Here is a 1,555-nt window from a genome sequence, read left to right as displayed (position 1 = left end):
TGGATTTCACGCAAGAAATCTGCTACCAAGGCATGTTTGACTTGGAAAAAACCCTGCAAACGGGCAAGCCCGAAGGCCTGAAAGTATTCGGCGACTGGCCGACCATTTACGAAGGCTTGTCTTCATTGCCAAGCATCGCGCAGGAAAAATGGTTTGCATTCGACCATTATTATTCCGACAATTCCTTCGCCGAAGCACTGAATACCGTGTTTGCCAAACCGGTTAAAAAACTGCTCGATGTCGGCGGCAATACCGGCCGCTGGGCAGAGCAATGCGTCAACCACAATGCCGAAGTCGAAGTAACCATCATGGATCTGCCGCAACAAATCGGCTTGATGCGCGAAGCGACCAAAGGCAAAAACGGCGCGGACCGTATCCACGCCCATCCGGCCAACCTGCTTGATCCTGAAATTCCGTTCCCAACCGGTTTTGACGCGATTTGGATGAGCCAATTCCTAGACTGTTTCACCGAAGAACAAGCCACCAGCATTCTTCAACGCGCCGCTGCATCCATGAACGAAAACACCAGCCTCTACATCATGGAGCCTTTCTGGGACAGACAACGCTACGAAACCGCCGCCTACTGCCTGACCATGACCAGCCTGTATTTCACTGCCATGGCCAACGGCAACAGCAAAATCTTCCACTCTGAAGACCTGATCCGTTGCGTTGAAAAAGCCGGATTGAAAGTGGCGGAAGTTTCAGACGGCATCGGCCGCGGCCACAGCATCTTGCGCTGCGTTAAGGCCGTCTGAACATCATCTTTTAACCCCTAAAAAGAAACCGACCCCAACAGCCATTTCAGCTATCGGGGTCGGTTTGTTTTTAGGTATCAGCCTTAAAACATCAACCGCGCAACATCCATACTGCGCACACTAAAGCAATCGCCACCAACAAAGCGGCAAACAGTTGTCCCATTCCGGCCAATTTAGGCTGCTTGGCATCGATGGTTTTAAAGCCGTTAATCATCGGTGTAATCAAATCCTGTTTTTTCACAAAGCGATACAGCAAAACAGCCGCGATATGTACGCCCGCCAAAACAGCCAAGACATTAAAGAAATTGACATGGATTTTTCGCGCCAGCGTACCGGCGTGTTCGCTGACCAAATGATTCAAAAAGCCAGAATTGGTAAACGTATTTTCATCGGCGGCAAATAAGCCTGTGGCCGTCTGAAAAAACAACACGGCCAATAAAGCGATCACCATCAGCGCGCCCAAAGGATTGTGGCCGACCAATTCGTCTTCAGACATCTGACCTTGCGTATAGCGGCGGATTTCGGAAAACGGACGCACAAATCGGCTGAATTTTGCCGTATCGCTACCCCAAATCCCCCAACACAAGCGAAAAACTACCAAAGCCAGCATCAACAAGCCGCCGCGCAAGTGCCATACCAGCATATCGCCACCTTGGGTTGCGCTGTACCACATAAAACCCATCAATAACACCAAGAGCCAATGGAACAGGCGCGTAGGTGCGTCCCAAACTTTTATTTTTTGCTTCATTACCTTTTACTTTCTGATTTAAAATTAAATTTCTTATCTTGGAAGGTTACGC

General features: G+C 49.5%; 2 protein-coding genes. One reads left to right on the top strand and one right to left on the bottom strand.

Annotated elements, in window-relative coordinates; genetic code table 11:
• A partial coding sequence (locus ACTHUT_RS20250; RefSeq protein WP_440419591.1) for a methyltransferase occupies positions 1–755 on the top strand: 755 nt, incomplete at its 5' end.
• 91 nt (positions 756–846) lie between these two features.
• Here ACTHUT_RS20250 and ACTHUT_RS20245 read toward each other — a convergent pair.
• On the bottom strand, positions 847–1,503 hold the full coding sequence (locus ACTHUT_RS20245; protein WP_250600315.1) for a cytochrome b/b6 domain-containing protein: 657 nt from the start codon (positions 1,501–1,503) through the stop codon (positions 847–849).
• Between the last annotated feature and the right edge of the window lie 52 nt (positions 1,504–1,555).

The sequence above is a fragment of the Neisseria sp. P0022.S010 genome (assembly GCF_051956635.1).
This window is presented reverse-complemented; position numbering and strand designations above follow the sequence as displayed.